Consider the following 23,589-nt stretch of genomic DNA (forward strand, 5'->3'; position numbering starts at 1 on the left):
GCGTCTAGCCCTCACCGCAGAGGTGCGTAGAGACAGCGATCGGCGTGTCGTGGTCTCTCTACTGCTGTCTAGCCTCTGGCGGAGAGACCCCGATACGTGGCCATCGACCGGTCAGGGTGCGGGGTCGGGCTCGGGCGGGGTCTCCGCCCCCTCGCGCTCGTCCCGCTCCGCCCACTCCAGCAGCGGGGCGATGTCGAACACGTGGTCGTCGATGTCGGCGTGCAGGTCGCCGAGCTCGGCGTAGCGGGCCGGCACGGTCGCGATCGTGAAGTCGCCCGGCTCGACGACGTCGACCTCGTCCCACCGCACGGGCGTCGACACCGTGCCCTCGGGGTTGCCGCGGACGCTGTAGGCCGCGGCGATCGTGTGGTCGCGGGCGTTCTGGTTGTAGTCGACGAACAGCGCGTAGGGGTCGCGGTCCTTCCGCCACCACGCCGTCGTGACGTCGTCGCCCGCTCGGCGCTCGACCTCGCGGGCGAAGGCGAGCGCGGCCCGGCGGACGTCCGTGAAGCCGTGCGTGGGCGGGATCCGGACGTAGACGTGGAGGCCCTTGCCGCCGGAGGTCTTGGGGAACCCGACGGCGCCGAGGTCGTCGAGGACCTCGTGGACGACGCGCGTGACGCGGCGGACCGTCGCCCAGTCGCACAGCGGCCCGGGGTCGAGGTCGATGCGCCACTCGTCGGGGGACTCGGTGTCGGCACGGCGGCTGTTCCAGGGGTGGAACTCCACGGTCGACATCTGGACGGCCCACGCGACCTGCGCGACGTGCGTGACGCAGAGCTCGTCGGCGGTGCGGCTCCAGCGGGGGAAGAACACCCGGACGGTCTCGACCCACGGCGGTGCGCCGGCGGGCACGCGCTTCTGGTGGACCTTGTCGCCCGCGACGCCCTTGGGGAAGCGGTGGAGCATGCAGGGCCGCTCGCGGAGGGCGTTGACGATGCCGTCGCCCACCGACAGGTAGTACTGCAGCAGGTCGAGCTTCGTCTCCCCGCGCGCGGGGAAGTAGACCCGGTCCGGGCTCGACAACCGCACCGTGAGCCCGTCGACGTCGATCTCGACCGCCGGCGCCTTGGAGGACGAGCCCGCCACACCGGCAACCTACGCCCGGGCGCCGCGTGCGACACCCGAGGCGACACCACCCGTCCGGTGCGCGACGGCGAGCCGCTCGAGGCCCAGCCCGCCCTGCCACGATGGTGGGTACCCGAGAGAGAGGAGCGGCCATGTCCGACGTCGAGGTGCACCGGCGGGTGCAGGCACCCGTCGACGAGGTGTGGCGGATCGCCACGGACCTCGAGTCCGCCCCCCAGGTCGTCCGCGGCATCGACGCCGTGGAGGTCCTCACCCCGGGACCGTTCGGGGTCGGCACGCGATGGCGCGAGACACGGACGATGTTCGGCCGCTCGGCCACGGAGGAGATGACGGTCTCCGCCGTCGACCCCGGCCGCTCGTACACGGTCGAGGCCACGAGCAGCGGGGTCCACTACCTCTCGACGTTCTCCTTCGCCCCGGCCGGCGAGGGGGCGACGGAGGCGACGATGACGTTCGGCGGCCGCCCGACGACGAGGGTGGCCAAGGTGCTCGGCGCCCTCACCGCCCCGCTCGCCACCCGCTCCGTCGAGAAGGCGCTGCGTGCCGATCTCGACGACATCGCCGCCGCCGCGGAGCGGGGCGCCGCCACCGGCTGAGAGAGGCCGGCCGAGCAGCCGCCCGCTGCGGCCACGCCTCCCGGCTCCGGAGGACCCCGCGTGCCAGGCTCCGGCCGTGGAGGTGCCGACCCGGCGGTCGTGGCGCGCGAGGGCGACCGACGTGGTCCTGCCGCCCCGGCAGCGGCGCAGCCTCGACGACCTCGCCGACGACCTCGACCTGTCGCGCGGGGACCCGGGCAGCAAGCGGTCGGCGTTCTGGACGATGCTCCTGCTGTCGGGTGTCATCGCCACGGCGGGCGTGCTGGCGGACTCCACCGCGACGGTCATCGGCGCGATGATCATCGCGCCGCTGTCGACGCCGATCATGGGAGCGGCGCTCGGCATCGCACGGCTCGAGCGGACCGTCACCCTCCACTCGCTGCTCACCGTCGCTCTCGGCGTGGTCCTCGTCGTCGCGGTGGGCGCGTCCTCGACGCTCACGCTGCCCGACACGTACGACCTCGCCGGGAACGGGCAGGTGTCCGGGCGAGTCTCCCCGGGTCTGCTCGACCTCGTCGCCGCGATCGCCACCGGCTTCGCGGGAGCGGTGGGGCTCGCGCGCAAGGACGTCGCCGCGGTCCTGCCGGGCGTCGCCATCGCCATCTCGCTCGTGCCCCCGCTCGCGGTGGTCGGGGTGTGCCTCGGACAGGGTCGGAGCGACCTCGCCCTCGGAGCGCTCCTGCTCTTCGTGTCGAACCTGCTCGCGCTCGTGCTCGCCGGCACTCTCGTCTTCGCGGCGCTCCACGTCGGGCGCCGCGCGGAGGCGCGCGGAGGCAGGCGCGCCTACGCCGCCATCGGCGGACTCCTCGTCGTCGTCACCACGGTGCTCACGGTCAACACCGCGGTGGCCGTCGCCCTCGACGTGGCCCTCGCGCGCGTTCGGGGCGTCGCGGAGGAGTGGGCGGCGCCCGCACCCCAGACCGAGGTGACCGACGTCGAGCTCGTGGGACCGACGCTCGTCGTCAGCATCCGGACGCCGGACCAACCGCCCGACCTCGGGGACCTCGTGGTGCGGCTCGGCGAGGTGGGGTGGCTGCCGCCGTTCGAGGTCGTCGTGGAGACGACGCAGGGACGGCGCCTCCCGGCTGGGGAGATCGGCGCGGGCTGAGCCCTCGCCAGGGGGCGCCCCACCGTTGCGCGATCGTGACCCTCCCGGGCGATTCGTCCTGTTTGTCCACCCCCGTGTCGGGTAGCCGGAGAGGGACCCGCACGCAACGGAAGGGAGCACCAGCCATGAAGCGCACCCCCACGGCAGGCGCCGCCCTCGGCGCCGCACTCGTCCTGGCCCTCGCAGCCTGCGGCGACGAGGTCGGCGAGGGCACGGTGGTCGAGGAGGTCACCGAGGTCTCGACCGAGACGGAGACCGAGGTCGTCGAGGAGCAGCTGACGGTCGAGCCCACGGCCACGGTCACCCGGACCGACGAGGAGGAGGTCGAGGTCGAGGTGACCGAGACCGAGACCGAGGTCGAGTTCGACCCCGAGGCGACGGAGGAGCTCTCCGACCTGGAGGCCACGCTCGAGCCCTGAGCACCACCAGGGACACGGACAGGGCCCACGACGCACGCGTCGTGGGCCCTGTCCTCTGTCGTGCGCGAGGGGGGAGTTGAACCCCCACGCCCTTTCGGGCACACGGACCTGAACCGTGCGCGTCTGCCTATTCCGCCACTCGCGCGCAAAGGGAAGCGTACACGGGTCGGGTGGTCGCCCCGACGGCCGCGCGCCCGGCACGTACGGTGGCCCGGAGGTCCCGCCGGTACCCTCGGGGACGGCCGGGCGACGTCCGGTCCCCAGTCGTGCCCGCGCGAGCGAGAGGAGGTGGCCCGGCCATGGGCCTGCTCGACAAGTTCGAACGAGGCGTCGAGCGCGCCGTCAACGGCGTCTTCGCCCGCACGTTCAAGTCCAAGGTGCAGCCGGTGGAGATCGCCTCCGCGCTGCGCCGTGAGCTCGACGACCGCGCCGCGGTGCTCGGCCGCGGTCGCACCCTCGTGCCGAACGCGTTCACCGTCACGCTCAGCGGCGAGGACCACGACCGCCTCGCCGAGTGGGAGGACGCCCTCGCCGACGAGCTCGCCGCCTCCCTCATGGAGCACGCCGACAAGCAGCGCTACGCCTTCGTCGGCCCCGTGACCGTCGTCCTCGACCGCGCCGACGACCTCGAGGTCGGCCTCTTCGACGTCTCGAGCCAGACCGTCAAGGGCGCCGTCGCGCCGGCGACGAGCCGCACCGCCACCGGCGGTCGACCGGTCATCGAGGTGGACGGTCGCGCGTACGTCCTCACCGGACCGGTCACGACGATCGGCCGCGGCAGCGACGCCGACATCGTCCTCGACGACTCCGGCGTCTCGCGGCGCCACTGCGAGCTGCGCGTCGACACCGGCCCCGGTCGCACCGTCCTGTCCGTCCTCGACCTCGGCTCGACCAACGGCACGCTGCTGCTGCCCGCCGGCTCCCCCCCGGGCAGCGAGCAGCCCGTCGGTCACCAGGCCCTCCAGGTCGGCGACTGCGTCCTCGTCGGCCACAGCCGCGTGGTCGTCCGGGACGCGGGGTGACCGCCGCCGCATGAGCGAGCTCACCCTCACCGTCCTGCAGCTCGGGCTCCTCGTGCTGCTGTGGCTCTTCGTCCTCGGCGTCGTCGGCGTGCTCCGCGGGGACCTCTACGGCACCCGCGTGGCCGTGCGCCAGCCGCGGCAGCCGGCCCGCGCGCCACGCGGCCGCGAGCAGGCCGCGGCCCAGCCCCAACCGTCGCAGCCGGCCCAGCCCGCCCAGCCGCGCCAGCCCTCGCTGCCCCGCCAGCTCGTCGTCACCGAGGGCTCCCTGCGCGGCACGACGATCACGCTCGGCACGTCCGCCATCACCATCGGGCGGGCCGCGGACTGCACGCTCGTCATCGACGACGAGTACGCCTCCGGCCGGCACGCCCGCATCTCCCGTCAGGAGGGGCAGTGGGTCCTGGAGGACCTCGGCTCCACCAACGGCACGTACGTCCGGAAGGAGCAGGTGCAGGGCCCGGTCGCGCTGCAGGTCAAGGTGCCGATCCGGATCGGCCGGACGGTCCTGGAGCTGAGGGCCTAGTGTCGATCGCCCTCCGCTACGCCGCCCGCAGCGACATCGGGCTCGGCCGGTACTCCAACAACCAGGACTCCGGCTACGCCGGGCCCCACCTGCTCGCGGTCGCCGACGGCATGGGCGGGCACGCCGGCGGGGACGTCGCCTCCTCCCTCGCCGTCGGGGAGCTCGCCGCCCTCGACGGCGAGGCGCTGAGCAGCGGCGAGGCGCAGTCCCGCCTCGCCGGCGTGCTGCGCCGCACGAACGAGGCGCTCCAGCGCCGCACGAGCGACGACCCCGAGCTCGCGGGCATGGGCACGACCGTCACGGCCCTGCTCCGCACCGGCAGCCGGCTCATCCTCGCCCACATCGGCGACTCCCGCGCCTACCTGCTGCGCGACGGCGAGCTCGTCCAGGTGACGGTCGACCACACGTACGTCCAGAGCCTCGTCGACGCGGGCCGCATCACCGCGGAGGAGGCCGAGAACCACCCGCAGCGCAACGTCGTCATGCGCGTCCTCACGGGCGAGCACGGCGACGAGCCCGACCTGTCCGTGCGCGAGGGCCGTCCCGGCGACCGGTGGCTGCTGTGCTCCGACGGGCTGTCGGGCTTCGTGTCCCACGAGACGCTGCACGACACCCTCGCCGCGGGCGACGACCCCGCGACGACCGCCGACAACCTCCTCCGCCTCGCCCTGCGCGGCGGAGGCCAGGACAACATCACCGTCGTCGTCGCGGACGTCGTCGACCTCGACGACCCGCCGTCGACCGCCCCCCAGGTCGTCGGCGCCGCGGCCAAGCGGACCCGGGGCGCGGCGGCGGCCGGACCGGGGGACACCCCCGCTCAGCGCGCGGCCGCCCTCACCCGCGACGCCGGCGACGACGAGGACGACGACGACGGCCCGCACGGACGCCGGTGGGTGTTCTGGGTGGTCGTCGCGGTGCTCGTCGCCGGCCTCGGCGGCACCGTGTGGGGCGCCTGGGCCTGGTCGCAGCAGCAGTACTTCGTCGGCGTCGCCGAGGGCGACGACGGCGACGACGTGGTCGCGGTGTACCGCGGGCTGCCGCAGGACCTGGGCCCGATCAGCCTGTCGAGCGTCGTCGAGACCACGGACATCGCCGTCGACCAGCTGCCGTCGTACCAGCAGGAGCCCGTCTCCGAGGGCATCACCGCGCGGGGTCTCGACGACGCCCGCGCCAAGGCGGAGGGGCTGCGCCAGCAGCCGCCGGCCTCGACCCCCGCCGCCAGCCCCACCACCGAACCGACGCAGGGCACCGCCCCGAGCCCCGCGACCACGGCGGGGGTGAGTGGATGACGACGGTCGTCACGGCCTTCTCGCCCGGCACCCGGCGCGGCTTCGAGCTCCTCCTCATCGTCGTGTCCGTCGCGGTGTCGTGCGCCGCCTACGCCCTCGTCGGACTCGCGGTCGACGGCATGCTCCCGGTGCGGCTGCTCGCCATCGGCGGCGGCCTGCTCGGCCTCGGCCTCGCCCTCCACGTCGTCATCCGCGTCGCGGCCCCGTACGCCGACCCCGTCCTCGTGCCGATCGCCCTCCTCATCAACGGCATCGGGCTCGTCATGATCCACCGGCTCGACCTCGCGGAGGACACCTCCTTCGCCGTCCGGCAGCTCGGCGCCACCGCCATCGGGATCGTCGCGGCGGGCGCGCTGCTCGTCGTGCTGCGCGACCACCGGCGGCTGCGTGCGTACACGTACACCGCCATGGTCGTCGGCCTCGTGCTGCTCCTCCTCCCGCTCGTGCCGGGGCTCGGGCAGGAGGTCCGCGGCGCCCGCATCTGGATCGACCTCGGCGTCACGACCTTCCAGCCCGCCGAGCTGGGCAAGATCGCCGTCGTCGTCTTCTTCGCCGGCTACCTCGTCGTCGCCCGGGACACCCTGTCCCTCGTCGGGCCGAAGGTGCTCGGACTGCGCCTGCCGCGCGCCCGCGACCTCGGTCCGATCCTCGTCGCGTGGGTCGCGAGCGTCGGGATCCTCGTCTTCGAGCGGGACCTCGGGACGTCCCTGCTCTTCTTCGGGATCTTCGTCGCGATGCTCTACGTCGCCACCGAGCGGGTGTCGTGGATCGTCATCGGCCTCGGACTGTTCGTCGCCGGGTGCCTCGTGGCGTACGAGCTGTTCGGCCACGTCCGCAACCGCGTGCGCGTGTGGCTCGACCCCTTCGACCCCGAGCTCGTCACCGGCCCGTCGTACCAGGTGGTCCAGGGCATGTACGGCATGGCCGACGGCGGGCTGCTCGGCACGGGCCTCGGGCGCGGCAGCCCCGACATCGTGCCCTTCGCCGAGAGCGACTTCATCGTCGCCTCGCTCGGGGAGGAGCTCGGGCTCGCCGGGCTGTTCGCCGTCCTCGTGCTCTACGGGATCCTCGTCCAGCGGGGGCTGCGGACGGCCATCGGGGTGCGGGACGGCTTCGGCAAGCTCCTCGCCGCCGGCCTCGCGTTCTCGATCGCGCTCCAGGTGTTCGTCGTCGCCGGCGGGGTCACGGGCCTCATCCCGCTCACCGGCCTCACGATGCCCCTGCTCGCGTACGGCGGCTCGTCGCTGCTCGGCAGCTGGCTCGTCGTCGCGCTCCTCCTCCGCGTCTCCGACCTCGCCCGCCGCCCCGACCTCCCGGTCCGCCCGGGCGCGCCCGCCCCTGCGCTGTCGCCGCAGGACGAGAACCCGACGCAGGTGGTGAGGCTGCCGTGAACGGGCCGCTGCGCCGCCTGTCGGTCGTCGTCGCGCTCCTGCTCGGCAGCCTCCTGCTGTCGACGACGTGGGTGCAGTTCGTCAACGCGGGGGAGATCTCCGCCGGGCAGGGCAACGTCCGCGAGGTCTACCGCGAGTTCGGCCGCGAGCGCGGCCCCATCGTCGTGGGCGGCGACCCGGTGGCGGTGAGCACGGAGGTCGGCGGGGACTACCGGTTCCTCCGCGAGTACCCGGCGGGGCCCCTGTACGCCCACGCCACCGGCTACTACTCGATCGTCTACGGCACAAGCGGCATCGAGCGGACGAACAACGACGTCCTCGCCGGCACCGCCGACGCCCTCTTCTACAGCCGCATCGGGCAGATCCTCACGGGCGAGGACCCGTCCGGCGGGTCCGTGCAGCTCACCCTCGACCCGGCCGTGCAGCAGGCCGCGGCGGAGGCGCTCGGCGACCAGCGTGGCGCCGTCATCGCGCTCGAGCCGGCGACGGGCCGGGTCCTCGCGATGGTGTCGAGCCCGTCGTACGACCCGGACCGGCTGTCGTCGCACGACCTCGGTGACGTCCGCGAGGCGTGGGAGGAGCTCAACGCCGACGAGGGCCGGCCGCTGGAGAACCGGGCGCTGTCGGGACGGCTCTACCCGCCCGGGTCGGTGTTCAAGATCGTGACCGCGGCGGCGGCGCTGGAGTCCGGGGACTACACGCCGGAGACCGAGCTGCCGGGTGGGGCGGAGCTCGACCTGCCGCTCACCGACGCCACGCTCCCGAACTACGGCCGCCGCCCGTGCGAGGCCGACGGCACGACGACGCTCGCGGACGCCATGCGGACCTCGTGCAACCCGGCCTTCGGCCAGATCGGCATCGACCTCGGCGCGGAGGCCATCCGCGAGCAGGCCGCCGAGATCGGCTACCTCGCCGACCTCGACATCCCGCTGCCCGTGACGCCCGCGACGGTGCCCGGCGACCTCAACGCCCCCCAGAGCGCGCAGGCGGCGATCGGGCAGTTCGACGTCCGCGTCGCGCCGATCCACATCGCGATGACGTCGGCGGCGGTCGCGAACGACGGCCTCGTCATGACCCCGCAGCTCGTCCGCAGCATCCGCGGCCCGGACCTGCAGGTCGTCGAGGACATCCAGCCGGAGCCGCTGTCGACGGCGTTCTCCCCGGAGACCGCCGCGGCGCTCACCGACATGATGGTGTCGGTCGTCGAGGACGGCACCGGCACGGCGGCGCAGATCCCCGGTGTGCAGGTGGCGGGCAAGACCGGCACGGCGCAGACCGGCAACGACACCGACCCGCACGCGTGGTTCACCTCGTTCGCGCCGGCCGACGACCCGCAGGTCGCCGTGGCGGTGGTCGTGGAGAACGGCGGCGACCTCGGCAGCGAGACCAGCGGGGGGCGGGTGGCCGCCCCCGTCGCCCGCGCCGTCATGGAGGCGGTGCTGGCCCGATGAGCGCGCCCGGTCCCGGCCGCGTGCTGGCCGGTCGCTACCGCCTGCTCGACCAGGTGGCCGTCGGGGCCATGGGCGAGGTGTGGCGGGCCCACGACGACCGCCTCGACCGCGACGTCGCCGTCAAGGTGCTGCGCCCCGAGCTCGCCGACGACGCCGGGTTCCTCGAGCGCTTCCGCGGGGAGGCGCGGCACGCGGCGTCCGTCCGGCACCCGCACGTCGCCGCGGTCCACGACTACGGGGAGGACGGGTCGACCGCGACGCAGCAGGTCGCGACGGCGTACCTCGTCATGGACCTGCTCGACGGGCGGCCCCTGTCCGAGGTCCTCGCCGAGCGCGGACCCCTGCCGGCGGTCGAGGTCGCGGCCCTGCTCGCACAGGTCGCCGACGCCCTCGCCGCGGCGCACCGGATCGGGCTCGTCCACCGCGACGTCAAGCCCGCGAACCTCGTCGAGAGCGACGGGCACGTGTGCGTCACCGACTTCGGCATCGCCCGCGCCGCCGACGCCGTGCCCGTGACCCGCACGGGGCTCGTCATGGGCACCGCGGAGTACCTGTCGCCGGAGCAGGCGCGCGGGCAGCGCGCGACGACGGCCTCGGACGTGTACTCCCTCGGCGTGGTCGCGTACGAGCTGCTGAGCGGACAGCCGCCGTTCACCGGCAGCGCGGCCGACGTGGCCCGCGCCCACGTCCACGACCCCGTGCCCGCGCTCCCGGGCAGCGGACCGGGGGCCGTGCCCGCCGGCATGCGCGCGACCGTCGCCCGCTGCCTGCGCAAGGACCCGGCCCAGCGCCCGGACGTCACCGAGCTCGCCGAGCGGCTGCGGGCGCTCGGCGAGGGTCGCGGCCTCGACGAGCCCGGCAGCGGCGGCTGGGCGGAGGACAGGCCGACGGCACCCGCCCGGTCGGGCGCCGCGGGCGCGGCAGCCGGCGGCGCGGGGTGGCGGGGCCCGGGTGGGCCCGCGCCCAGGCGCACGCCCCCGGAGCCCGCGCGACCCTCGCTCCCGCCGACCCGTCCGGTCCCGGTCGTCGAGGCACCCGGCCGGACGGCACCGGCGAGGGACACGGACGCCCCGCCCGCCGTCCCACCGGTCGCGCACCGGGTGGTGCCGCGCCGGCCGCCGCCGCGCGTGGGACGGCGCCCGCGCCGGGCGCTGCGGCCCCCGCTCGTGGCGCTCATCGCGCTGGTCGCGCTGCTGCTGCTCGTCACCCTCCTCCGTGCCTTCGGGCTGCTGGACGGGGGTCTGCCGGACGGCGCGGACGCCGCGGCCACCCACGACCCTGTGACACGCTCGCTCCACCGGACGCACGACGAGGACGGACGATGACGGATCAGACGACGCCTGGCGGCGCCCGCCTCGTGGGCGGTCGCTACGAGCTGACGGAGCAGATCGGTCGCGGCGGCATGGCCGAGGTGTGGGCCGCCCGCGACTCGCGCCTGGGGCGCTCCGTCGCGGTCAAGCTCCTGCGGACGGACCTCGCGCGCGACCCGTCGTTCCAGGCACGGTTCAAGCGGGAGGCGCAGTCGTCGGCCTCGCTCAACCACCCGTCGATCGTGTCCGTCTACGACACCGGCGAGGACACCGCTGCCGACCCGTACGGGCACCCGGCGCCGCAGCCGTTCATCGTCATGGAGCACGTGCGCGGCCGGACGGTGAAGCAGATCCTCCAGGAGTCCTCGCCCCTCGACGTCGACGACTCCATGCGCATCACGGCCGGCGTGCTCGACGCCCTGCAGTACAGCCACCGCGCGGGGATCATCCACCGGGACATCAAGCCCGGGAACGTCATGGTCACCGACTCCGGCGAGGTCAAGGTCATGGACTTCGGCATCGCCCGGGCGATGGCCGACACGTCCGCGACCATGACGGGCACGAACGCCGTCCTCGGCACCGCCCAGTACCTGTCGCCGGAGCAGGCCCGCGGGGAGACCGTGGACGAGCGCTCCGACATCTACTCCGCCGGCTGCCTGCTCTACGAGCTGCTGACGGGCCGCCCGCCGTTCGTCGGGGAGAACGCCCTCGCGCTCGCCTACCAGCACGTGGGGGAGACGCCGCAGCCGCCGAGCAGCCTCAACCCCGAGGTTCCGGGGGACCTCGACAACGTCGTCCTCCACGCGCTCGCGAAGGGCCGCGACGAGCGCTACCAGGACGCCGGCGACTTCATCGCCGACCTCGACCGCGTCGCGACGGGCGTGCCCGTCGCCGCACCGCCGGCCGCGGGCGTCGCGGGCGCCGCGACCGCGCTCATGCCCGCCGCCGCAGCGGGCGCCGCCACGCAGCGCCTGCCCCGCACCGTCAGCGAGCCCGACCCGGGCTGGCCGACGGGCCCGCAGCCGCCGTACCGCGACGAGCTCGACGAGGAGGAGGAGCCGAAGCGCCGCGCGTGGCTGTACGTCCTGCTCGTCGTCCTCGCGCTCGGCCTCATCGGCGTCCTGTTCTGGCTGTTCGCGGGCGGGGAGGACGAGCCCCTCGTCGACGAGGTCCGCATGCCCGACGTCGTCGGGCTGCAGGAGGACGTCGCGGTGCAGGAGCTGCAGACGCTCGGGTTCACCGACGTCACGACCCAGCCGGACGAGGAGTCCGAGGCCCCGGCGGGAGAGGTCGTCGCCCAGGAGCCGGAACCGTCCGACACGCTCACGCTCGTGCCCGTCGACACCCCGGTCGTCCTCACGGTCGCGACGGGCCCCGACGAGGTCACGGTGCCGGACGTCAGCGGGCTCACCCAGGCCGAGGCCCGCGAGCAGCTCGTCGCGGCCGGTCTCGTGTTCGCCGGCACGAGCGAGGAGGACGACCCGGACGCCGAGCGCGGCACCGTCCTGTCGAGCGATCCCGAGGCCGGGCAGACGGTCGAGGAGGGCAGCGACGTCACGCTCGTCCTCGCGAGCGGTCAGAACGCGGTGCCCGACGTCGTGGGGCTCTCGCAGACGGAGGCCATCGCCGCGCTGCAGGACGCCGGTTTCGCCGTCGAGACGCAGAACGTCGACAGCCCCGAGGAGCCCGGGACCGTCATCGGTCAGAGCTCCCCGAGCGGTCAGCGCCTCGACATCGGCAGCACGGTGACCCTCGAGGTGGCCGTCGCGCCGGCCCCGTCGCCGTCGACCGTCACGGAGACCGTGACGCCGACCGCGGAGCCCACCGGGGAGCCGGACGGCCCGGACGGGCCGCCGGAGCCGACCGCCGAGCCGACGGGGGAGCCGACCGCCGGGGGCTGAGGCTCCGACCGGCTGGGGAGCAGCGCACGGCGGGACCGGCGCCTCAGCGGCGCACGAGGGGGCTGAGGCCTTCCGCCCGGCGCGGGGCCTCGGTGTCGCCGAGCACCGCGAGCCAGTTCGCGAGCAGCAGGTGCCCGCCCTCGGTGAGGACGGACTCGGGGTGGAACTGCACCCCGTGCAGCGGCAGGTCGACGTGCTGCAGCGCCATGACGACGCCGCCCGGCGTGCGACCGGTGACGCGCAGCTCGTCGGGCACGGTCCCGTCGACCACGGCGAGGGAGTGGTACCGGGTCGCGGTGAACGGCGACGGGAGCGCGGCGAGGACGCCGTCCCCGGTGTGGACGACCGGGCTCGTCTTGCCGTGGAGCAGCTCCGGGGCGTGCGTGACGGTCGCGCCGAACGCCTCGGCGAGCGCCTGGTGCCCCAGGCACACGCCGAGCAGCGGCTGCCCGCGCTCGGCGGCCCGGCGGACCGTCGCGACGAGGATCCCGGCCTCCGACGGCGTGCCGGGACCCGGCGAGAGGAGGACCCCGTCGTAGGAGTCGGCGTGCTCCGGCCCGACCTCGTCGTTGCGGACGACGTCGACGTGCGCGCCGAGCTGGCGCAGGTAGCCGACGAGGGTGAAGACGAAGGAGTCGTAGCTGTCGACGACGAGGACGCGGGGGCCGTCGACGGGTGTCGCGGTGCTCACGGGGCGGGCTCCTCCGAGGTGGTGACGGTCTGCTCGTTGAACGGGACGTACGGCGCGAGGGCGGGGAACAGCCAGAGGAAGCACACGGCGACCACGGCGAGCGCGAGGACGAGGACCTGCAGCATCCGCACCGGCCAGGGCCCGGGCAGCGCACGCCAGAGCGCGCCGTACATCACGCGCCCCCGCCCGTCGCCGCGCTCGCCGCGGCCAGGACGTCCGGACGGCCGTCGGCGCGCGGGGTCGAGCTCTCGAGCAGGGCGTGGACGACGTACCGCTCCCGCGCGCTGAACATCGGGTGGCAGGAGGTCATGGTGAGCCACGCCTCGGTCGGCTCCTCACCCGGGCGGTCCGGCACCGGCGCGATGACCTCGACGTCGGTCGGCAGCACGATCCGGCTCGCCTGCACGCGGTAGACGTGGAACTCGGTGGCGGTCTCGACGACGACCGGGTCGCCGGTGCGGAGCTCGGCGATGGGGTTGAACGGCGCGCCGTAGGTGGTGCGGTGGCCGGCGATCGCGAAGTTGCCGACCTCGCCCGGGCCGGCGGTGCCGTCGTAGTGGCCGATGCCCTGCTGGAGCTCGAGCTCGCCCGTGCCCGCGACGACGGGGCGCACGTAGTCGTCGCCGAAGGCGGGGACGCGCAGGAGCGCGACGGCCTCGCTCGGCAGCGCGGCCAGCACGGGGTCGGCGGCCACCGGGTCCGGCTCGGCGGCCGGCTCGGGACGGGCGGGCGCGGCGCCGTCCTGCCCGGACGCGAGCGCGTCCCACTGCTCCTCCAGCGCCGCGGTGGTGCGGGCCTGCGCCCGGTCCGCCTCGACGTCGGTCCACCACAGCTGCCACGCGAGGAAGAGCAGGAGGAGCACGCCGAGCGTCATGACGAGCTCGCCGGTCGTGCGGACGAGGAGGCGGCCGGCGGTCACGACACGACCGAGGCGTGCCGCAGCTCGAGAGGCCCCGTGTACGCGGGCAGCTCCGCCTCCTCGAGGACGCTCACCTCGTAGCCGAGACCGAAGGTCTCGACGTACTGCCGGTACGTCCGCACGGCCTCGGACGCCTCGAGCGCGGCCTGCATCTGCGCGACGTCCCCCACCGCGGTGACGACGTACGGCGGGGAGTACGGCCGTCCCTGCAGGCTGAGGGTGTTGCCGACGCAGCGGACGGCGCTGGTGGAGATGACGCGCTGGTCCATGAGCATCATCGCCTCGGCACCCCCGCGCCACAGCGCGTTGACGACGCCCTGGACGTCCTCCTGGTGCACGACGAGGTCGTCGAGGGAGCGGGCGCGCTGGGCCCGGTTGCTGCTCGGGTCGGCGTCGTCGATGACGACCCGCACGGCCGGGCCGGTGACCGGCACCATGCCGGCGGCCTCGCTCGTCGTGAGCAGGCGGGCCTCGAGCGCGGGGTCCGTGCGCCCCGCCTGCTCCTCGAGCGTCTCGACCTCCCCGCGCAGGGACTCGACGACGACCGCGACCTGCTCGGCCTCCTGCGCCTCCCCGCGGACGAGCCCGGCGAGGTCCGCGCTGTCGTCGCGCAGGTCCGTGCCCTGCGCGGTCGTGCCGCCCGCGACGAACAGCATGCCGGCGGCGGCGAGCGTGAGCGCGACGCCGATGCCCGGGCCCTGCCGGCGCAGGCGCGCGACGATGCCGCGGCGCGGCGGGGGCGCGGCGGGGGGCGCGGGCGGGGTCGTCGTCATCCCTCCCATTGTCACCCGAGGTCAGGGCCGGGAGGCACGGGCGCCGTAGTCTGTCCGTCGGCTGCACCAGCGCCACCCGTCATCCCACCCCGAGGAGCACCCGTGCCGGAGTCCACCCCGCCGCGCAAGAAGGCGGCGGCCCCCACGCCCGAGCGGTCCAGCGCCCCCAAGGCCAGCCCTTCCTGGTGGGTGCCGGTCATGGTCGGCCTCATGGTCCTCGGGCTCATCTGGATCGTCGTCTTCTACATCACCCAGCAGGCCTACCCGATCCCCGGCATCGGCCTGTGGAACCTCGGCATCGGGTTCGCCATCGCGATGGCCGGGTTCATCATGACGACGCGCTGGCGCTGATCCGCGCGCTGACCTGGGGAACTACACGGGTGGAAGTTGTCCCCACCTGTTGTCCACAGTGGGGATAACCGGTGGTCCGTCCCGACGCCCTCAGAAGAGGAGACCGTCGGGCACGAGGGCCCACCGCAGCAGCACGAGCCCGACGAGTCCGAGCACGACGAGGGCGAGCCCCGCGACCTGCCACGCCTGACGTCGGGCGCGGGGCGCCAGGAGGAGGACGGCGGCGGACGCGAGCCCGCCGACCAGCCCGCCGACGTGGCCCTGCCACGAGATGCCCGGCAGCAGGAACCCCGCGACGGCGAGGACACCGAGCACGGCGAGCTGGCGCCCGAACGGCGCCCCCCGCCGGGCGTCGAGGACGACACCGGCGCCGAGGAGCCCGAACACCGCGCCGGACGCACCGACGGTGAGGCCCGCCCACGCAGGCGACTGCGGCGACGTGAGCCACAGGACCCCGACGGACGACGCGAGCGTCGACACCCCGAGGACGGCGCCGAGCCGGGCGCGTCCGAGGACCGGCTCGAGCTCACGGCCGACCACCCACAGCGCGACACCGTTGAGGAGGAGGTGGAACGGGAACGACGGGGAGTGCACGAGCCCGGCGGTGAGGAAGCGCCACGGCTGGGACTGCGACACGACCGGGCTGAACCCCAGCGTCGACGTCACGCCCGGCACGACGAGCTGGAGCACGTACACCACCGCGAGCACGACGAGCAGCGCCTGCGTGAGCAGGGGACGGCCCCCGCCGTGGACCGCGCCGACGACTGTGCGGGCGCGCACCGCGGGGTCGGCGCGCACGCAGTCGACGCAGTGGATGCCGACCGCCGCCGGCCGCTGGCACTGCGGGCACGTCGGCCGCTCGCACCGCTGGCAGCGGACGTAGGAGACGCGGTCGGGGTGGCGGGGGCAGACCGGCGGGGCCGCGTGGCCGGGCGGGTCCGCCTGCCCACCGGGAGGCGGGCCGGGACCGTCGCCGGTCCCGGCCGCACCCGGGGTGTCAGGAGAGCTCGACACCGGTGATGGTGACGTCCTCGACGGGCCGGTCGCGCATGTCCGTCGCGGTCGTGGCGATCGAGTCGACGACGGCGCGCGACTCGGCGTCGGCCACCTTGCCGAAGATCGTGTGCTTGCCCTGCAGGTGCGGGGTCGGCACGACGGTGATGAAGAACTGCGACCCGTTGGTGCCCTTGCCCATGCGCTTGCCGGCGTTCGCCATCGCGAGCAGGTAGGGCTCACCGAACGTGAGCTCGGGGTGGATCTCGTCGTCGAAGGTGTAGCCGGGCCCGCCCGTCCCGGTGCCGAGCGGGCAGCCGCCCTGGACCATGAACCCGTCGATGACGCGGTGGAACGCGAGGCCGTCGAAGAACGGGTCCTGCCGCTTCTGCCCGGTCCTCGGGTCCTCCCACTGCTTCTCGCCGGAGGCGAGGCCGGTGAAGTTGGCGACGGTCTTCGGGGCGTGGTTGCCGTACAGCTCCACGCGGATGTCGCCCTTGGACGTCTTGATGGTCGCGGTCTGCGTCGCAAGCATGCGTCCAGTGTCTCAGGCGGGCGTGACTGGGTGCGCCCGGCGACGGGTAGCGGCAGGATGGGGCCCGCGCGTCCGGGCGAGGGGCCCTGACGTGCGAGGACCGGCACCACACGACCGGCACCACACGACCGGCACCAGAACCGCGAGGAGGACCCGTGTCGAGGAGCAGCACCAAGGCCCGCCGCAAGGCAGAGCGTTCCGCGAAGGCGGCCGAGACGGCCACGCAGAAGGCGGCTGCGCGCGTCGGCGCGGTGGCGGGTGCTGCCGAGGCCGCCGCCCGCCCCAAGGTCGACGCCGCGGTGGCGTGGGCCACCCCGCACGTGCACCACGCGAAGGACTGGGCCGAGCCCCACGTCCACACCGCGCGCGACTGGGCCGAGCCGCGACTGCGCCAGGCCGCCGACGCGACCGTCACGTACGCCGCCCCGAAGGTCGAGGCCGCTGCCGACCGCATCGCCCCCGCCGTCGACCACGCCCGCGACAAGGTCGTCGACGAGTGGCTGCCGAAGGTCGTCGAGGGCGTCGGCGCGGCGGCCGCCGCCGCGGCCGCGGCGAAGGCGGCCGCCGGCGAGCGTGGCTCGGGTGCTGTCGACGTGCTGCGCGGCAAGGCCGTCGTGAAGCCGGCGAAGAAGCGGCACCGCGCCCGCACCGTCTGGGTCGTGCTCGGTGTCCTCGGGGCCCTCGGCGCGGCAATCGCCGTGCTCATGCGCCGCCAGGACGACGCGAGCGACCCGTGGGCGCAGCCGTACCCGACGTACCCGCCGGCCCCCGTGCCGCCGAGCCCGACCCCCGCGAGCGCGCCCGCGGCGCCCGCGACCGAGGACAGCCCCAGCGGCGACGACGAGGACGACGAGCAGCGTCCCGAGACGGACATCGCGGACATCGCGCCCGGCGAGCACACCGTGACCGACGACGGCGGGGAGTCCGACACCGGCTCCGACCAGGCGAAGGACGGCGACAAGGGCTGAGACGTGCCGTAGCGTGCGGCTCGTGCCTGCAGAGCCGCCGGCCGGGACCCACCGGGTCTCCCGCGTCCCGCGCCCGGACTTCGCGCGCGCCGCACGCCTCGGCACGTTCCTCAGCGCGTCCGGCTGGCTCGTCGTCGTCGTCGGCGTGGTCGTCGGCCTCGTCGCCGCCACCCGGGGCGAGGGGTTCGCGCTGCCGCTGTTCCTCGTCTGCACGTTCGGGGCGGTGGTCGCCGGGACGCTCGTCGTCGGCGTCGGTCGGGGCCTCGAGATCGTCGCGTTCGTCGGGGACCGGCTCGACGGCACCGGCCGGGACCAGCCGACCGGCGGGACCCCGACGCGGACCGTACGCCTGCCCGGCACCCGTCAGGCCGTGCCCGGCCCGTGAAGGCGTGGGAAGGTCCCTGTGATGGCGGAGGACTGGTCGCAGGAGCGCGCCCGCATCGTCGCGGCGCAGGCCGAGGCCGCCCAGCGGGCCGCCGCGAAGGAGTCCGCGGCCGCGCAGGCGCTCATCGACCGCTTCGTCGCCGAGGCGCGGGAGCGGGGCGTGGCGCCGGAGCCGCTCGTCGCCCACGGCCCGGGCGGGCGGGGGCGGTACCGGACCGGGCTGACCGGCTGGGTGCTCACCCGGGACGGCACGGTGGCCGTCGACACCGAGGGGCGCTACTACCTCCTGCGGGCCATCGGTGGGGTGCGGGAGCGGCTCACCGGCACGCGGCTCGAGCCCACGGACCCGCCGCTGGTCGTCGGCAAGGGCGCGCGGGACGGGGAGTCGATGGACCTCGACCGGCTGCTCGAACGCCGCCTCGATGCCGGCTGAGCCGTCGCCCGACCAGGTCAGGCGCGGCCGAGCCGCTCGCTGAGGTGGACCGTCACCTGGTCCCCGGTCGTCTTCCCGATCGCCCGTCGCGTCGCTGCCGTGACCGCCAGCTTGTGCGTGCCGTCGCCGAGCGCCATGAAGGCGCCCTCGAAGGGGTGGCCGTCGACGGTGCCGCGCACCTTCACGAGCCCCCGCGTGCCGAAGTACTCAGCGGTCCAGTCGGTGCAGACGTACGACCACCCACCTGGGGCGGAGCTCGTCTCGAGGACCGCGGTGAACGTCCGGTCGAGCGGCGAGGAGGTCGTGGTCGTCATGTCGTGGAGACCGTGTCGGCGCCCCGGACTCATCGGTCGCGAGGCCCTCCGGGTCTCGGATTTCTGCCTCTGACAGACCGTTCTTGCAGGTCAGGGGGTGGACGCGTGTTTCGACGCGAAGATAAAGAAATGGTTACGATGCCGCGTTCCCTTGCCGTCCCACCCCTGGAAGTGCACCCGTGCCCCGAGGCCGACACAGCAATGCGCCTGCCCCGCTGCTCCTCGCACGACAGCTGGCCCTCACGTCCCTCCGCCGCGTCACCGGCGTCACCGGTGCGGTCGCCGCGCGACTGCCGCGCTCGGCGTCCCGTCCCGCCGTCGGTGTGGCCGTGGCCGGGACGATGCTCGGCGGGTACCTGCTCGTCGCGCTGCCCTTCGAGGGGACGCCCGAGGTCGAGGCCGCACCGGTCCCCTCGGTGAGCGCCTCCGCGGACGCCGTCCGCGTCGAGGCATCGCTCGCCCTGCAGGGCCGGGACGAGGCACAGGCGAGCCGCGGTGAGCCCCGCGCCCCGCTGAGCGCCTCGCCGGCGCCGTCCGCGACGCCGTCTGCGTCGCCGACCCCCTCCCCGACGCCCACGCCCACGCCGACCCCCGAGCCGCCTCCTCCGCCGCCGGCGGTCGTCGGGCAGAAGTGGGCGACGACGGACGTCAACGTCCGCTCGGGTCCCGGCACCGGCCACGACCGCATCGGCTACCTCGGGGCGCTCGACGCGGTCGACGTGTCCGGTGAGACGAGCGGCGACTGGACCCAGGTCGTCCTCGACGGCGCCGCCGGCTGGGTCAACAGCGCGTACCTCGCCGACAGCAAGCCCGAGCCCGAGCCGGAGCCCGAGCCGGAGCCCGCGGCGCAGGAGGCGGCCGCGCCGGCCGTATCCGACGCCTCCTGCTCGATCAGCTCGAGCATCGAGAGCAGCCTCACCGCGAACGCCCGAGCCGTGTACCGGGCCGTCTGCGCGGCCTACGGCGGGTCCGTCTCGTCGTTCGGCGGGTACCGCCCTGGTGACGGCGGTGACCACGGCAGCGGGCGCGCCGTCGACATCATGGTGTCGGGCTCGCCCGGCTGGGAGATCGCGCGGTTCCTCCAGTCGCGGGCCGGTGAGCTCGGCATCACGTACATCATCTACGAGCAGCAGATCTGGATGGCCGGCGACTCCGCCGGTGCGTGGGAGTGGATGGAGGACCGGGGCGGCGCCACGGCGAACCACTACGACCACGTGCACGTGAGCGTCCGCTGACGCAGGAGCCGCCAGCGGGCTGCGGCACGTCGCTCAGCGGTTGAGGACCTCGACGCTCACCTCGCGGATCACCTGCTCCGGTTCCTCCGTCACGTAGGAGGCCCCCCGCACGACGAGCCGCTCCCCGTCCGGCGTGACGACCGTCCCCGTCGCGCTGTTCCGCGACTCCGACAGCCGGATCGGACCGTCCGCGCCCTCGACCCAGCGGACCGACAGCCGTTCGTGCAGCATCCCCTTGCCCGTCGCGAGTGGCTCCACCCTGTCGGCGTCGCCGAGCACGCCGGGGCACTCCTGGTCGAGGAACTCAAAGACCGTGAGGCCACCACCGTCGTAGAGCGTGAGCGGAAGCCGCTCGTCCACGCCGTAGTCCTCGCTGGAGCCCGGCTCCGGCGGGGCGCCGGTGGTGCGGAGCCGGACTTCGACGTCGGCGAAGTTGTCGAACGCGCAGACGTCCTCGACGGTGCCGCCGGCCCACGCCACGCCGCCGCGGGCCACCGACGTCGCGCGCCTGGGCGAGAACGTCGTCCGGTTCTACGACAACGTCATCGTGCCGAGCGTGGGCGGTGCCGACCAGGACCTCATCCTCTTTGCCGGCAGCGCGGCTCCCAGCGAGAGCGCCACCACCGCCGCCGCGAGCGTCGCCGCGACCGCGTGCCGTGCTGGTGGTCCGCTCCTCCGCGCGTCCCCCGTCGCGGCCGTGCTCCCTCGGGTCGCACCCGGTCCCGTCGCGTCCATCCCGTCCACCTCACCTCTCGTTCGGTGACGCCCGACGGTAGGTGGGTCGACCCGTCGGTCGTGGCGGTGCGACACCGGTTGAGTAGGCGGCGGCGGGCACGTGAGTAGCGCCGCTGGCCTGGGTGGAGGCGAGGGGACTCGAACCCCTAACCCCCTGCTTGCAAAGCAGGTGCGCTACCAATTGCGCCACGCCCCCGGAGTGTGACGGGCCGGGACCCGGTGGTGCTGCTCAGACCGGGTCGGTGGCCTCCGCCCACAGCTCGGCCTCGTGCTTGCGGTCCGTCCACCTCCGCCAGGCGGCGAAGGCCGCGACGGCGGCGAGCGCCATGACGAGCACTCGCTTCACGGCTGCTCCTCGGGGGTCGTCGGTGGTCGGTCCGTGCTCGCCAACTGTAGAGCACGGCGTCAGGTCGACCGCCGGTCGTTGGCCCCCGGTCCCGTCGCGGGCCCGGGTCCGACCCGGAGCGAGGCGACGACCTCGTCGAGGGCGGCGACGGCGTCCGCGTACGGCACCTGGCCCGGTAGGTCGACGACGTCGGCGACGAGGGACCGGGGACGCTCCCCGTCGGGGACGTCGACGTACCACGCCGTCCGCTCCGTCCCCGGCGAGTAGTAGCCGGCGTCGCCGGCCACCGCCTCGACCCGCACCGCCGGCAGCCCGTCGACCGTCGTCTCGGTCCGGTCGGTGTGGCTGTCCCGTTCCTCGGCGACCCGCTCGAAGGCCACCGGGTCGACGTCGACGGAGATGGCACCCGGGCGCACGTCCGTGCCCTCCGGCACCTCGATCGGGCCCGTCGCGAGGTAGGAGCACGGTGGTGCCACCGAGCCGTCGTTCGTCTGCCACCCGTCCGGCACCCGGTAGCTGAAGCCCTCCGGGCTCGTGCACCGCTCAGCGGCCTCCGCCGACGGACCCGACGGCTTGGTCGACGTCGCGGACGAGGAGCCGGACGTCGGCGCAGCCGTGGGTACGACGGCCGCTCGGGACGACTGGTCTGCGGTCGGTGCGGCGACGTCGGTGCCGGACGAGTCGGCGCACGCAGCGAGCACAGCCGCGGCGGCCAGCGACGTCCCGACGACTGCTCCCTTCACCCGTCACCCGTACCCGACCCGGCGTGACCGGATTCGTCCTCCGCGACGAGGAGTCGCGGGAGGTCGACGTCGACCGCCTCCAGGACCACCGTCCACCCGCCACCGGCCCCGTGCCCGCCGAGCTGCTCGAGCTCGACGGGGTCGAGCATCGCGATTCAGCGATACGTCCGGTGCAGGGGGTCGTCGTAGCAGTGGACCGCCTCGGGGCCGCTGTGCTCGGCGGGGCGGACGGCGACGAGCCCGTCGTCGCGGCGGACCGGTCGCGGGGCGCGGGGGGTCGTCGAGGTCCACGCTCCGACGGTGCCGCACGTCACGGCGCTGGGTCACCCGAGTTCCGTGCCGCCGTTCCGAGTGGTGGCGGACGGCGGCAGGGAGCGGACCACGCGTGCCGGGTTCCCGACCGCGACGACGTCCGCCGGCAGGTCCTTCGTGACGACGGCGCCCGCGCCGACGACCGTGTTCTCCCCGATGGTCACCCCCGGCAGCACGATCGCCCCGCCACCGAGCCACACGTTGTCGCCGATCGTGATGGGCCGCGCCGCCTCCCACTTGTCGCGACGCAGGTCCGCCTCCAGCGGGTGCGTCGGGGTGAGGAGCTGGACGTTCGGCCCCATCTGAACGTCGTCGCCGATCGTGATGGCGGCGACGTCGAGCGCGACGAGACCGAAGTTGGCGAAGCAGCGGGCGCCGATCCGGATGTGGCTGCCGTAGTCGACGCGGAAAGGCGGCCGGATCTCCGTCCCCTCACCGATCGCCCCGAGGAGCTGCTCGAGCAGCTGCCGCCGCAGCGGCTGCTGCCGCACCGTCGTCGCGTTGTACGCCGCCATCAGGTCGAGCGCGGCGGTGCTCGCGGCAGCGAGCTCGGGGTCGTCGGCGATGTAGAGGTCGCCGGCGAGCATGCGCTCGCGCATCGACCGGGTGTCGGACTCGGACGTCATGCGGACGACCGTGCCCGACACGCGGGACGGTCGCCCGTCGACGGCGTCACCCGACGCGCAGCGACACGGCCAGCAGCAGGAGGGCGAGCGTCGCCGCAACGGTCCGCACCCGGTTCCACCGGTTCCACCGTGGCTCGAACCCCGCCCGCGTCCGGGCGGCGGACGCGGCGTCGAGCCCCGCCACGTCGACGGCCTGCAGCCGGTTGTTCGCCGGCACGTTGACCGCGACCGTCGGCAGGTGGACGCCGAGGAGCAGGACGGCGGCCGCCACGCCGAGGAGCAGGGGGTCGGGCCCCCGCCCGGCCAGCAGCCGGGTACCGAGCGCGAGCAGCGGGAGGACGGCCGAGCCGGCCCACACGCTGATGAACACCGGCGAGCCCCGCTGGATGACCCCGTCGACGACCTGGAAGGCCCGGAGGAAGTCGGCGTCGCCGAGTGCCCGCAACCCGGGCATGACGACGACGGCGAAGGCGAGGAGCAGCCCCGCGACGAGCCCGGTGGCCACGACCGCGGCGACGGTCGTCGACGTGGCGACGACGTCCACCGCTCAGCCCCCGCTCACGGCGCCGGTGCGCGGCCGCCGGGAGGCTGGCGTCGCCGCGGGGAGCGGCGAGCGCGCGGCGACCGCCGCCAGGACCGAGACGAGCGCGGTCAGGCTGCCGAGACCCCACCGCTCGACGGCGCTCGTGGAGGCGAGGTTCCCGAGCGTGTTGACGGCCATGAGGACGACGACCGCCCACGTCCCCGTCGTGAGCAGGCGGGTGGGGACACCGGGCGCGCGCACGAGGCCGACCCGGGCGAGCAGCAGCAGGGCGAGCGCCCCGAGCAGCACCGCGGCGGACCCGCTCGCGGCACGGTAGGGGACCGGCAGGCGCCCGTCGGCCTCCGCCACGCGCCCGCCGTACAGGTGCTCCCCGACCGGCATCCCGGCGGCCGCCGCGACCTGACCGGCGGCGACCGCGCCGAGGAGGGCGGCGGCGACGGCGGCGGCCACACGACCGCTCGCAGTGCTGGGTTCTTCGGGTGGGGATGGCATGTGCTCCTCCTTCGTCTGGTGGTGCATGTCGTCTGGTGGCGACGCTAGGCACCGCGGTGGGGGCGGGTTGTGCCCCACGACGCCGCGCGGGTGGCG

General features: G+C 74.8%; 31 protein-coding genes and 2 tRNA genes. 16 read left to right on the forward strand and 17 right to left on the reverse strand.

Annotated features, from left to right (window positions below):
- Nucleotides 1–111: 111 nt before the first annotated feature.
- A complete protein-coding gene (gene ligD / locus WAB14_RS13905; protein WP_340270653.1) occupies nt 112–1,089 on the reverse strand; it encodes a non-homologous end-joining DNA ligase in 978 nt (325 codons plus the stop codon).
- Between the two features lie 131 nt (nt 1,090–1,220).
- On the opposite strand from ligD, the gene WAB14_RS13910 reads away from it, so the two are divergent.
- From WAB14_RS13910 to WAB14_RS13920, 3 genes are all read left to right on the forward strand, one after another.
- Nucleotides 1,221–1,685 (forward strand): SRPBCC family protein, encoded by a 465-nt coding sequence (locus WAB14_RS13910; protein WP_340270654.1) that lies wholly within the window; start codon nt 1,221–1,223, stop codon nt 1,683–1,685.
- A gap of 76 nt (nt 1,686–1,761) precedes the next feature.
- Entirely contained in the window at nt 1,762–2,793 is a 1,032-nt protein-coding gene (locus WAB14_RS13915; protein ID WP_340270656.1) for a DUF389 domain-containing protein, read from the forward strand.
- Nucleotides 2,794–2,918: 125 nt separating this feature from the next.
- Nucleotides 2,919–3,212: a hypothetical protein gene (locus WAB14_RS13920; RefSeq protein ID WP_340270658.1), complete on the forward strand. Its 294-nt coding sequence runs from the start codon at nt 2,919–2,921 to the stop codon at nt 3,210–3,212.
- Between the two features lie 61 nt (nt 3,213–3,273).
- Here the strand turns inward: WAB14_RS13920 and WAB14_RS13925 are convergent.
- Nucleotides 3,274–3,357: transfer RNA gene (locus WAB14_RS13925), tRNA-Leu, on the reverse strand.
- A 154-nt stretch (nt 3,358–3,511) separates the two neighbouring features.
- Here WAB14_RS13925 and WAB14_RS13930 point away from each other — a divergent pair.
- From WAB14_RS13930 to pknB, 7 genes are read left to right on the forward strand one after another with little or no spacing between them, the layout of a single operon-like run.
- Nucleotides 3,512–4,234 carry an FhaA domain-containing protein gene (locus tag WAB14_RS13930; RefSeq protein ID WP_340270660.1) on the forward strand — a complete coding sequence of 241 codons (723 nt, stop codon included), beginning with the start codon at nt 3,512–3,514 and terminating at the stop codon, nt 4,232–4,234.
- 10 nt (nt 4,235–4,244) lie between these two features.
- A complete protein-coding gene (locus tag WAB14_RS13935; protein WP_340270662.1) occupies nt 4,245–4,757 on the forward strand; it encodes an FHA domain-containing protein FhaB/FipA in 513 nt (170 codons plus the stop codon).
- Nucleotides 4,757–6,046, forward strand: a complete 1,290-nt coding sequence (locus WAB14_RS13940; protein WP_340270663.1) for a PP2C family protein-serine/threonine phosphatase — start codon at nt 4,757–4,759, stop codon at nt 6,044–6,046. Before WAB14_RS13935 ends, WAB14_RS13940 begins: the two co-directional genes overlap by 1 nt.
- Complete coding sequence (locus WAB14_RS13945; protein ID WP_340270665.1) at nt 6,043–7,437, forward strand: FtsW/RodA/SpoVE family cell cycle protein; 1,395 nt, start codon at nt 6,043–6,045, stop codon at nt 7,435–7,437. Before WAB14_RS13940 ends, WAB14_RS13945 begins: the two co-directional genes overlap by 4 nt.
- The gene (locus WAB14_RS13950) at nt 7,434–8,888 is read left to right on the forward strand and encodes a peptidoglycan D,D-transpeptidase FtsI family protein (protein ID WP_340270667.1); all 1,455 of its coding nucleotides are present in this window, start codon (nt 7,434–7,436) and stop codon (nt 8,886–8,888) included. Before WAB14_RS13945 ends, WAB14_RS13950 begins: the two co-directional genes overlap by 4 nt.
- Nucleotides 8,885–10,213, forward strand: a complete 1,329-nt coding sequence (locus WAB14_RS13955; protein WP_340270669.1) for a protein kinase domain-containing protein — start codon at nt 8,885–8,887, stop codon at nt 10,211–10,213. The genes WAB14_RS13950 and WAB14_RS13955 overlap by 4 nt, the downstream gene beginning before the upstream one ends.
- On the forward strand, nt 10,210–12,099 hold the full coding sequence (pknB, locus tag WAB14_RS13960) for a Stk1 family PASTA domain-containing Ser/Thr kinase (protein ID WP_340270670.1): 1,890 nt from the start codon (nt 10,210–10,212) through the stop codon (nt 12,097–12,099). The genes WAB14_RS13955 and pknB overlap by 4 nt, the downstream gene beginning before the upstream one ends.
- 43 nt (nt 12,100–12,142) lie before the next feature.
- On the opposite strand, the gene WAB14_RS13965 is transcribed toward pknB, so the two are convergent.
- The 4 genes from WAB14_RS13965 to WAB14_RS13980 are packed head-to-tail and all read right to left on the reverse strand — an operon-like array spanning nt 12,143 to nt 14,482.
- Nucleotides 12,143–12,790: an aminodeoxychorismate/anthranilate synthase component II gene (locus WAB14_RS13965; protein WP_340270671.1), complete on the reverse strand. Its 648-nt coding sequence runs from the start codon at nt 12,788–12,790 to the stop codon at nt 12,143–12,145.
- Nucleotides 12,787–12,963 carry a hypothetical protein gene (locus tag WAB14_RS13970; protein WP_340270673.1) on the reverse strand — a complete coding sequence of 59 codons (177 nt, stop codon included), beginning with the start codon at nt 12,961–12,963 and terminating at the stop codon, nt 12,787–12,789. The genes WAB14_RS13965 and WAB14_RS13970 overlap by 4 nt, the downstream gene beginning before the upstream one ends.
- Nucleotides 12,963–13,709 carry a class E sortase gene (locus WAB14_RS13975; RefSeq protein WP_340270675.1) on the reverse strand — a complete coding sequence of 249 codons (747 nt, stop codon included), beginning with the start codon at nt 13,707–13,709 and terminating at the stop codon, nt 12,963–12,965. Before WAB14_RS13975 ends, WAB14_RS13970 begins: the two co-directional genes overlap by 1 nt.
- Nucleotides 13,706–14,482, reverse strand: coding sequence for a DUF881 domain-containing protein (locus WAB14_RS13980; protein ID WP_340270677.1), 777 nt, complete (start codon nt 14,480–14,482; stop codon nt 13,706–13,708). Before WAB14_RS13980 ends, WAB14_RS13975 begins: the two co-directional genes overlap by 4 nt.
- Before the next feature lie 102 nt (nt 14,483–14,584).
- On the opposite strand from WAB14_RS13980, the gene WAB14_RS13985 reads away from it, so the two are divergent.
- Entirely contained in the window at nt 14,585–14,833 is a 249-nt protein-coding gene (locus WAB14_RS13985; protein WP_340270679.1) for a cell division protein CrgA, read from the forward strand.
- Between the two features lie 90 nt (nt 14,834–14,923).
- Here WAB14_RS13985 and WAB14_RS13990 read toward each other — a convergent pair whose 3' ends face one another.
- A complete protein-coding gene (locus WAB14_RS13990) occupies nt 14,924–15,847 on the reverse strand; it encodes a rhomboid family intramembrane serine protease (RefSeq protein ID WP_340270681.1) in 924 nt (307 codons plus the stop codon).
- Nucleotides 15,831–16,361 (reverse strand): peptidylprolyl isomerase, encoded by a 531-nt coding sequence (locus WAB14_RS13995; protein WP_340270682.1) that lies wholly within the window; start codon nt 16,359–16,361, stop codon nt 15,831–15,833. The genes WAB14_RS13990 and WAB14_RS13995 overlap by 17 nt, the downstream gene beginning before the upstream one ends.
- Nucleotides 16,362–16,516: 155 nt before the next feature.
- On the opposite strand from WAB14_RS13995, the gene WAB14_RS14000 reads away from it, so the two are divergent.
- From WAB14_RS14000 to WAB14_RS14010, 3 genes are read left to right on the forward strand one after another with little or no spacing between them, the layout of a single operon-like run.
- The gene (locus WAB14_RS14000) at nt 16,517–17,329 is read left to right on the forward strand and encodes a hypothetical protein (RefSeq protein WP_340270684.1); all 813 of its coding nucleotides are present in this window, start codon (nt 16,517–16,519) and stop codon (nt 17,327–17,329) included.
- Between the two features lie 22 nt (nt 17,330–17,351).
- Entirely contained in the window at nt 17,352–17,714 is a 363-nt protein-coding gene (locus WAB14_RS14005) for a hypothetical protein (protein WP_340270685.1), read from the forward strand.
- 21 nt (nt 17,715–17,735) lie between these two features.
- Nucleotides 17,736–18,146 carry a hypothetical protein gene (locus WAB14_RS14010; RefSeq protein ID WP_340270687.1) on the forward strand — a complete coding sequence of 137 codons (411 nt, stop codon included), beginning with the start codon at nt 17,736–17,738 and terminating at the stop codon, nt 18,144–18,146.
- Between the two features lie 17 nt (nt 18,147–18,163).
- Here the strand turns inward: WAB14_RS14010 and WAB14_RS14015 are convergent, their stop codons facing one another.
- Nucleotides 18,164–18,460 (reverse strand): DUF1905 domain-containing protein, encoded by a 297-nt coding sequence (locus WAB14_RS14015; protein WP_340270689.1) that lies wholly within the window; start codon nt 18,458–18,460, stop codon nt 18,164–18,166.
- A gap of 179 nt (nt 18,461–18,639) precedes the next feature.
- On the opposite strand from WAB14_RS14015, the gene WAB14_RS14020 reads away from it, so the two are divergent.
- Nucleotides 18,640–19,695, forward strand: a complete 1,056-nt coding sequence (locus tag WAB14_RS14020) for an SH3 domain-containing protein (protein WP_340270690.1) — start codon at nt 18,640–18,642, stop codon at nt 19,693–19,695.
- Nucleotides 19,696–19,728: 33 nt separating this feature from the next.
- Here WAB14_RS14020 and WAB14_RS14025 read toward each other — a convergent pair whose 3' ends face one another.
- Nucleotides 19,729–20,175 (reverse strand): hypothetical protein, encoded by a 447-nt coding sequence (locus tag WAB14_RS14025; protein ID WP_340270692.1) that lies wholly within the window; start codon nt 20,173–20,175, stop codon nt 19,729–19,731.
- On the opposite strand from WAB14_RS14025, the gene WAB14_RS14030 reads away from it, so the two are divergent.
- On the forward strand, nt 20,156–20,458 hold the full coding sequence (locus WAB14_RS14030) for a hypothetical protein (protein ID WP_340270694.1): 303 nt from the start codon (nt 20,156–20,158) through the stop codon (nt 20,456–20,458). The genes WAB14_RS14025 and WAB14_RS14030 overlap by 20 nt on opposite strands.
- Before the next feature lie 95 nt (nt 20,459–20,553).
- Here WAB14_RS14030 and WAB14_RS14035 read toward each other — a convergent pair.
- From WAB14_RS14035 to WAB14_RS14065, 7 genes are all read right to left on the reverse strand, one after another.
- Nucleotides 20,554–20,626, reverse strand: a tRNA-Ala gene (locus tag WAB14_RS14035).
- Nucleotides 20,627–20,659: 33 nt separating this feature from the next.
- Nucleotides 20,660–20,776: a DLW-39 family protein gene (locus tag WAB14_RS14040; protein ID WP_340270695.1), complete on the reverse strand. Its 117-nt coding sequence runs from the start codon at nt 20,774–20,776 to the stop codon at nt 20,660–20,662.
- Nucleotides 20,777–20,835: 59 nt separating this feature from the next.
- Nucleotides 20,836–21,519, reverse strand: coding sequence for a hypothetical protein (locus WAB14_RS14045; protein WP_340270696.1), 684 nt, complete (start codon nt 21,517–21,519; stop codon nt 20,836–20,838).
- Nucleotides 21,516–21,668, reverse strand: coding sequence for a hypothetical protein (locus WAB14_RS14050; protein ID WP_340270697.1), 153 nt, complete (start codon nt 21,666–21,668; stop codon nt 21,516–21,518). Before WAB14_RS14050 ends, WAB14_RS14045 begins: the two co-directional genes overlap by 4 nt.
- A 174-nt stretch (nt 21,669–21,842) precedes the next feature.
- Nucleotides 21,843–22,457: a sugar O-acetyltransferase gene (locus tag WAB14_RS14055; protein WP_340270698.1), complete on the reverse strand. Its 615-nt coding sequence runs from the start codon at nt 22,455–22,457 to the stop codon at nt 21,843–21,845.
- Between the two features lie 46 nt (nt 22,458–22,503).
- Nucleotides 22,504–23,001, reverse strand: a complete 498-nt coding sequence (locus WAB14_RS14060) for an anthrone oxygenase family protein (RefSeq protein ID WP_340270699.1) — start codon at nt 22,999–23,001, stop codon at nt 22,504–22,506.
- Between the two features lie 3 nt (nt 23,002–23,004).
- Complete coding sequence (locus tag WAB14_RS14065; RefSeq protein WP_340270701.1) at nt 23,005–23,451, reverse strand: hypothetical protein; 447 nt, start codon at nt 23,449–23,451, stop codon at nt 23,005–23,007.
- Nucleotides 23,452–23,589 lie beyond the last annotated feature (138 nt).

Source organism: Aquipuribacter nitratireducens (assembly GCF_037860835.1).
Classification (GTDB): Bacteria; Actinomycetota; Actinomycetes; order Actinomycetales; family JBBAYJ01; genus Aquipuribacter; species Aquipuribacter nitratireducens.

Excerpts from the sequence above, each read along its gene's own strand:
- pknB (WP_340270670.1), top strand. The coding sequence starts at position 10,210 with ATGACGGATCAGACGACGCCTGGCGGCGCCCGCCTCGTGGGCGGTCGC.
- WAB14_RS13930 (WP_340270660.1), top strand. The coding sequence starts at position 3,512 with ATGGGCCTGCTCGACAAGTTCGAACGAGGCGTCGAGCGCGCCGTCAAC.
- WAB14_RS14050 (WP_340270697.1), bottom strand. The coding sequence starts at position 21,668 with ATGCTCGACCCCGTCGAGCTCGAGCAGCTCGGCGGGCACGGGGCCGGT.
- WAB14_RS14055 (WP_340270698.1), bottom strand. The coding sequence starts at position 22,457 with ATGACGTCCGAGTCCGACACCCGGTCGATGCGCGAGCGCATGCTCGCC.
- WAB14_RS13970 (WP_340270673.1), bottom strand. The coding sequence starts at position 12,963 with ATGTACGGCGCGCTCTGGCGTGCGCTGCCCGGGCCCTGGCCGGTGCGG.
- WAB14_RS13910 (WP_340270654.1), top strand. The coding sequence starts at position 1,221 with ATGTCCGACGTCGAGGTGCACCGGCGGGTGCAGGCACCCGTCGACGAG.
- WAB14_RS13945 (WP_340270665.1), top strand. The coding sequence starts at position 6,043 with ATGACGACGGTCGTCACGGCCTTCTCGCCCGGCACCCGGCGCGGCTTC.
- WAB14_RS13995 (WP_340270682.1), bottom strand. The coding sequence starts at position 16,361 with ATGCTTGCGACGCAGACCGCGACCATCAAGACGTCCAAGGGCGACATC.
- WAB14_RS13955 (WP_340270669.1), top strand. The coding sequence starts at position 8,885 with ATGAGCGCGCCCGGTCCCGGCCGCGTGCTGGCCGGTCGCTACCGCCTG.
- WAB14_RS13935 (WP_340270662.1), top strand. The coding sequence starts at position 4,245 with ATGAGCGAGCTCACCCTCACCGTCCTGCAGCTCGGGCTCCTCGTGCTG.
- WAB14_RS13980 (WP_340270677.1), bottom strand. The coding sequence starts at position 14,482 with ATGACGACGACCCCGCCCGCGCCCCCCGCCGCGCCCCCGCCGCGCCGC.
- WAB14_RS13920 (WP_340270658.1), top strand. The coding sequence starts at position 2,919 with ATGAAGCGCACCCCCACGGCAGGCGCCGCCCTCGGCGCCGCACTCGTC.
- WAB14_RS14015 (WP_340270689.1), bottom strand. The coding sequence starts at position 18,460 with ATGACGACCACGACCTCCTCGCCGCTCGACCGGACGTTCACCGCGGTC.
- WAB14_RS14010 (WP_340270687.1), top strand. The coding sequence starts at position 17,736 with ATGGCGGAGGACTGGTCGCAGGAGCGCGCCCGCATCGTCGCGGCGCAG.